The 6,715-nt window shown below is 74.5% G+C and carries 5 protein-coding genes; all 5 read right to left on the bottom strand.

Features of this window, described 5'->3' with window-relative positions; all coding sequences use genetic code 11:
- Positions 1 to 145 precede the first annotated feature (145 nt).
- Positions 146 to 775 carry a maleylpyruvate isomerase N-terminal domain-containing protein gene (locus tag UO65_RS33240; RefSeq protein ID WP_084175485.1) on the bottom strand — a complete coding sequence of 210 codons (630 nt, stop codon included), beginning with the start codon at positions 773 to 775 and terminating at the stop codon, positions 146 to 148.
- Between the two features lie 64 nt (positions 776 to 839).
- Positions 840 to 2,273 (bottom strand): carboxylesterase/lipase family protein, encoded by a 1,434-nt coding sequence (locus UO65_RS11935; protein WP_052021064.1) that lies wholly within the window; start codon positions 2,271 to 2,273, stop codon positions 840 to 842.
- Between the two features lie 17 nt (positions 2,274 to 2,290).
- A complete protein-coding gene (locus UO65_RS11930) occupies positions 2,291 to 3,142 on the bottom strand; it encodes a metal-dependent hydrolase (RefSeq protein WP_035281758.1) in 852 nt (283 codons plus the stop codon).
- Between the two features lie 17 nt (positions 3,143 to 3,159).
- A complete protein-coding gene (locus UO65_RS33235) occupies positions 3,160 to 3,807 on the bottom strand; it encodes a TetR/AcrR family transcriptional regulator (RefSeq protein ID WP_052021063.1) in 648 nt (215 codons plus the stop codon).
- 176 nt (positions 3,808 to 3,983) lie between these two features.
- Positions 3,984 to 6,674, bottom strand: a complete 2,691-nt coding sequence (locus UO65_RS36715) for a tetratricopeptide repeat protein (RefSeq protein WP_035281756.1) — start codon at positions 6,672 to 6,674, stop codon at positions 3,984 to 3,986.
- Between the last annotated feature and the right edge of the window lie 41 nt (positions 6,675 to 6,715).

The raw sequence follows: 6,715 nt of genomic DNA, 5'->3' as shown, positions 1-6,715 counted from the left end.
GTTCCAGGTGGCTGGCCGCCGGGCGGCGGTCGTGGGGGTGGTCGGCGGCTGCGCTGCTGGGGTCCCGGGCGGCTGGCCGTTGGGCCGCCGGTATCGGGGGTGATCGTGGCGGCTGCGCGGGTGGTTGTCGGGTTTGGGGGTGGGCTCAGCCGAGGACGGCTGGTCTGCCGCCGAAGGGGATGCGGCCCGCTCCGCCCAGGACGATCTCGGTGTCGCTGCCGGTCAGGGGCTCGCCCACCAGTGCCCGCACTGTGGCGGCGGCCAGGCGCAGGGCGGGTTCGGCGGGCGGTTCGTCGGTGATGTCGAGGTGGTGCACGGCCAGTTCGACCGCCCAGGTGGCCAACAGGTCGCCGCTGGTGAGGACGTGGCCCTGGAACTCCACCGCCGTGTCGCCGAGTCGGTCGGCGGCGCGGGCCAGGCCCTCCAGGGTGGGGCGCAGGTGTCCGATCAGACCCGTGGGCCTGCGGTAGGCGGCGCTGATCCGGCGGGCGAACACCAGACCGTCGATCCCCTCGGCGTCGGGGTCGGTGGTGGGTGGGGTGGCCCGCCAGTAGTCGGCGGCGTCGGTGGTCGGTTCCGCACCGGTGGTGTGTTGCATTCCGAGCAGGAGTTCTTGGAGTCCCAGGTGGACGTGGGCGAGGACGTCGGCGACCACCCAACCGTGGCAGCGGCTGGGGTTGAGGGCGCGTTCGTCGGTCAGGGACTCGCACACGCGGTCGAAGGAGTCCAGTGCCGCCAGGAACGCCGTGAGTCCGTCAGCGTGATCCACTCGCATTGCCCCACCCTGCCACGGGGTCCGGCTCCCGGCAGGGTGCCGGGAGCCGGACCGCTGGTGGGCGTCAGGGGTTGGGGCGGGCGCGGCGCCAGATCTCGCGGGAGGCCGGGATCGGGTACGGGCCGTCGGTGATCGGGGTGTTCCAGGTCCTGGTGTGCGGCTCGTCCAGGGTGAACTCGGGCCAGCCGGGGTCGCCGGTGGCGGCGAAGGTGGTCCACGACTCGCGCAGCGCCTCGGACAGGGGCTCGAAGTCCGGGGGGACCGGGGTGCCCAGCAGCAGGGCGCCGATCGGGGTGTTGCTGGTGCCGAAGGTGAACGGCACGTCGATGCTGTGGCAGGCGCCCAGGGTGGGGCCCGCCCAGGCGAAGTCGTAGAGCCAGGTGCGCCCGCCCGCCCTGGTGTGGGCCTCGGCGCTCCACGTGGTGGGCATCCGGAAGACCGCGTCGGACAGGATCACCTCGACCAGGGTGGCGTCGGGGAGGTCCGGGTAGGCGGCGCGGTAGTCGGCGATGGCCTCGGCGGGCAGCCGCTGCGGGGCCGCCACGTCCTCCGGGCGCACGCCGGACATGTCGGTCAGCGCGGTGAACAGGCGGAACTCCTCGTGGGTGAAGCCGCAGACCAGGTCGACCTCGCGGCCCGCCCCGGTCTCCAGCACGTTCCACGGCCTGCCGGTGATCAGTTCGTGGTCGATGACCGGGCCGAAGGCGGTGATGCCCGCGACCTGCCCGCGCACCGGGACGTGCTGCACGGCCAGCAGCGCCTCCGGGGCCAGCGCGGCGAAGCCCTCGCGGGTGGCGGGCACGCCCAGCTCCGCCGCCAGCACGTCGGTGATCGCCCCGGCCTGCTCCAGGCTGCGGTAGCCCGTCGGGATGCTCTGGGCGATCGCCCGGCGGAACAGGCCCTTCGCCCGCGACGAACCCAGCAGCACGGCCACCGACCCGGCCCCGGCCGACTCGCCGAAGACCGTCACCAGGTCCGGGTCACCGCCGAACGCGGCGATCTCCGCGCGCACCCACTCCAGCGCCGCGAGCTGGTCCAGGTGCCCCCGGTTGGCCGGGGCGCCGGGCAGCACGCCGAAGCCCTCGAAGCCCAGGCGGTAGTTCATCGTCACGACCACCACGCCGTGTGCGGCCAGCCTCGACCCGTCGTAGGTCGGCAGCGCCGAGGAACCCTGCTGGTAGGCGCCGCCGTAGATCCACACCAGCACCGGCAGCCCGGAGCCGCCCGCGTCCGGCGCCCACACGTTGACCGACAGGTGGTCCAGCCCGTGCTCCGGCAGCCACGGCGACGGCATCCCCGGGGCGGGCGGAAGCTGCGGCGGGGACGCGGAGAACGCCACCGCGTCCCGGGTGCCCTCCCACGGCGCGGGCGGGGCGGGTGCGGCGAACCGCAGCGGTCCCTCCGGGGCGGCGGCGTACGGGATGCCCAGGAACCTGCTCACCCCGCCGTCGCTGACCCCGCGGACCGACCCCGCCGACGTGCGTACCACCCGATCCATGGCGTCCCCTTCGACGACTACTTCATGTTCGCCGCGAGCGTGCCCTGCTCGCCGAACAGCTCCGCGGACCATCGTCCCAGCAGTTCGGTGTTGTCGTTGTCCTCGGGGTGGAAACCGACCCGGTTGTAGTCCTTGACGCGGGCCACGACCTCCTTGCTCAGGAAGGGGGAGCGGCGCAGCGCGGCGATGCTCCGGAACAGCCGCTTCGGGTTGTAGGTGGCGCGGTCGGCCAGCATCGACAGCACCGTGTGCATGATGACGGCGAACAGGAAGCTGAACGTCATGAACCGCATGGTCTTGATCCGGCGCCGCTCCGAACCGCCCGCCGCCCGGTAGACGTCGAACGCCACCGACTTGTGCTCGGCCTCCTCGAAGGCGTGCCAGAGCAGCACCGAGCGCACCTCGCTGTCGCCGAGCATGGCCAGCGCGCGCTCGTCGGTCAGCAGCGTCTCGGCCAGTGCGGCGGTGTAGTGCTCCAGCGCGGCGGTCACGGCGAGGCAGGACAACGCGGGGAGCTTCTTCTCGTAGAGGCCCAGCCCCCGCTTCGCCGCCCGGTCCACCCGCCGCGTCGGGTAGCCCATCTCCTGGAGGCGGTCGTTGAGCGCCCGGTGCTCGCGGCCGTGGGTGACCTCCTGGCCGATGAACCCGGCCACCTGCGCCTTCAGCTCCGGGTCGGTGACCTGGTCGGAGAAGCGCCGCACCGACCGCACGAAGAAGTCCTCGCCCTCGGGGAACATCGCCGACAGCACCGCCACGATGTGGCTCATGACCAGGTCGCCCTGGACGTAGTGGCGGTCCACACCGGTCTTGAGGCCGGTCTTGTCGCCGTAGTCGAACCGGATGCGGCGCGGCTTGGGCAGGATGGGCATGGGGATCTCCTCGGGGGTCAAGCGGGGTCGAAGGCGACGATCTGCGGCATCGCCGAGACAATGATCTTGAGGAAGGCGCGCACCTCCGCGCCTCGGCCCGACCGGTCGCCGTCGGGCAGGGCGTTCAGCGCCAGGCCGCTGAACAGGGCGTGCACCGCGCGCAGCGCCTCACCGAGGAACGGCCGCCCGGCCAGCTCCGGGAAGAACTCGGCGAACACGTCCGCGCTGACCTCGGCGATCCGCTCCGGCACCGGGGCCATCACCTCGGCCAGCTCCCGGTTGTGCCGGGCGGCCACCATCAGCTCCAGCAGCACCAGGCCGCCGGTGTCGTCGTAGAACGACCACAGCACCGACAGCGCCTCGGCCGGGGTGCGGCGGTCCGGGGCCATGGCGGTGAACCGGTCCCGGAAGTCCTCGACCCGCCGCTCCAGCAGCCGCTGGGCCGCCGCGCTGACCAGGTCGGCCTTGGTGGGGAAGTGGTGCGCCAACGCCCCGCGCGAGACCCGGGCGCTGCGCACGATGTCGTTGGTGGACATCCGCCCGTAGCCCAGCTCGGCGACGCACTCGATGGTCGCGTCGATCAGCCGGGCGCGCATCGCCCCGGCCCGTTCGGCCTGCGACACCCGCGCCCGCTCCAGCGACGCCCGGCGGTGGTGGTGGCCCATGGCTCGACGGTAGACCCGGATCACACAAACAGGCAAGCCTGCCGGTTTGATTGACCGTGGTCGTGCCCAAGGTGGACCGTCCTCGGTTTGACCAGGTCAGATGCCTGCCTTGGCACTCGGGTGAGCGAATCCGCCCGGCGGTTCCCGGGGTGGTGGACCGGTCCTGTGAAGGTGCCTCACAAACTCCCGCGGATCTGGTAGGCCCGCTTCGGGTCCCGGTGGGCGGCGTCGAGGTGGTGGCGCAGGTCTGCCAGGGCGGCCTGGTAGTTCTCGCCGTGCACCTCGCCGTGGGCCTGGGCGGCTTCTCGCCACAGGGCGACCGAGCGGCGCAGGGCGGTGAGGGCTTCGGCCGGGCGGTCGAGGCGGTCCAGGCAGTGGGCGCAGGTGCGCAGGGCCGCCGCGAGCAGGCCGATCGTGGCGGTGGGGTTGGTGTCCATCAGCTCGCGGTGCACGGCGATGGATTCCTCGACCACCTTGAACGCCTCCACGTCCTCGTCGGTGGCGAGGAGGTGGGCGGCGAGGGCGTGCAGCCACGCGCCGAGGTGGGGCAGTGCCCTGGACCGGTTGTCCTCGGCCATTTCCCGGCCGTGTTCGACCGCCGCGCGCAGAGCGGCCACCGCGTCCCGGGGGCGTTCGGTGCGGCGCAGGCACTCGGCGCGGACGGTGAGGGCGGTGCCGAGGCCGCGCAGGTGGGTCCGGCGGTCCAGGGCGACCAGGACGCGGAAGTGGCCGAGCGCCTCGTCGACCACGGGCAGCGCTTCGCCGGGGCGGCCCGCCGCGCACAACCGGTCGGCGACCGCGAGCAGGGTGGTGGCCAGGTCGGGAATGCCGTTGGGAATGCCGTCGGGGAGGCGGCGGCGGTGCCGGAGGGCCTCCTCGACCGCGGTCAGCGCCTCGTCGGGGCGGCCCAGTTTGTCGAGGCGGTCGCTGAGGCTGGTCAGGACCGTCGCCAGGGCCTCCAGGTGGCCCGCGTCGTCCTGCCCGCGCAGGAGGGCCACCGCGGCGCGGCCGGTGTCGACGGCCTCGTCCGGTTTGCCCGCGAAGTCGAGGCTGACGCTGAGGCTGTCCAGGTCGCCCGCCAGGCGCAGCCGGTCCTCCGGGGTCGCCGCCCGCCTGCCGGTGATCTCCGGCCGGGCCACCGCGACCGCCTCGTCGTAGCGGCCGAGGTGGCGCAGGCGGTCGACCAGGGTTGCCCGGACCCACCACAGCAGGGCGGCCGACCCGGGGACGTCCGCCCCGCGTTCGAGGACCCCGACCGCGTCCTGGGCGGCGGTGAGCGCCGCCTCGGGATCGCCCAGGTCGAGGAGGCAGTTGCTGACGGAGTTGAGCGAACCCGCCACGCCGAGCACGGTGTCGGCCCGCTCCCGCGCGCCCCGCCACAGCGCCAGCGCCTTGCGGTGCGCCACGACGGCGGAGGTGGCGTTGCCGAGCACCCGCCACTGCGTCCCCACCACGTCCCACGCCCGCGCCGCGCTCGCCCGGTCGGTGTCCGCCCGCGCCAGCAGCCCGTGTATCCGGCGGACCGCGAGGGCGAGCCGCACCCGGGGGAACCCCGCCGGCGCCTCCTCGGCGGTCACGTCGACCGGGTGCGCGGACCCCCGCACGACGGCCGCCAGCGCGGAGTCCACCGCCGCGTCCTGCGACAGCAGGGTGAACACCGCGCGCAGAGCGGGACCGAGGAGGGCCTGGTTCGCGGTGAACGCGTGCGCCAGCAGCGGCAGGAACTCCGGGAACTCCTGGTAGGTCCTGGTGAGGGTGAGGAACACCGGGGTGGCGGAGTCCTCGGGCAGGCCGGTCACCGCCGGTTCGGTCAGGTGGCGGGCCAGCAGCCACGCCGCGACGAGCCGGGGGCGGATGTCCAACCGGTGGTCGGGACCTGGCGGGTGGCGCTGCCACGCCCAGTCGACGAGCGGGTACAGCTCGGCGGTGGGGCGGTCGGCGAACCGCGGTAGCGCCCGCAGCGCGATGACGGCGCGGTACTGGTCCGGGGCGGGCACCAGGGCCAGGGTCGCGACCGCCGCCAGCAGGTCCGGGTCGCCGACCGGCGCGCCGCGCCAGCGCGCCGTCTCCAGGGTCAGCAGCTCGGCGGCGACGTCGCGCGGGGTGGCCGAGCGCGGGTCGGACCGGTGCACCACGGCCAGCAACGCCCTGGCGTGCACCAGGAACACCGTGTCGCCGTCCGCGCCGACCGCGGCCGTGCCGAACGGCGGCAGCGCCCGGCCCAGCACCCCCGCGTACGCCCGCGCCGCGTCGGTGTACCAGCGAATCCGGTCGGTGGTGCCGCCGAAGGGCTTCAACACCAACGGGTCCGCGTCCAGCAGGTCCGCGAAACCCCGTGCGCGCAGGGAATCCCGCAGCCGCGGCGCGTCCCGGGCGATCAGCAGCACCCGCAGCGCCGCGGGCCCCCGCCGCACCGCCTCCAGCAGCGCGGGCAGGTCCGACCGCAGGTCCGCGTCGTCCACCAGCACCAGCGCCGGGCCGCGCACGACCTCCGCCAACCCCTCGACCCGGCGCAACCAGCCCGAGGACCACGCCCTCGGCAGCGCCTCGGCCACCGCCAGCGCCAACCGGCTCTTGCCGACCCCGGCGGGACCGCCGAGCACCCGCACCGCCGGACCACCGCCGACGCACCACTCGACGAGTTCGCGCCGCTCCCGCCTGCACCCCCAGAGCCGGGTCGCCGACCCCGGCGCGGTCAACACCCGCAGCGGCGAGGCCGGACCGTCCGGTCGCAACCGCTCCAGCACGCGTTCCCTGGCCGCGACCCGCCGGGCACCGCGCGCCCGCCGCCGCACCAGCCCAGCCGCCCCGACCAGTGCGGCCACCACCCCGCTCCCCACCACCACGCCCGCCGCGACCCAGTCCACACCCCACCTCCAGCGAGGTCGCGCCGCCCGTGGTCGTGGTA

The sequence above is a fragment of the Actinokineospora spheciospongiae genome (assembly GCF_000564855.1).
Classification (GTDB): Bacteria; Actinomycetota; Actinomycetes; order Mycobacteriales; family Pseudonocardiaceae; genus Actinokineospora; species Actinokineospora spheciospongiae.
This window is presented reverse-complemented; position numbering and strand designations above follow the sequence as displayed.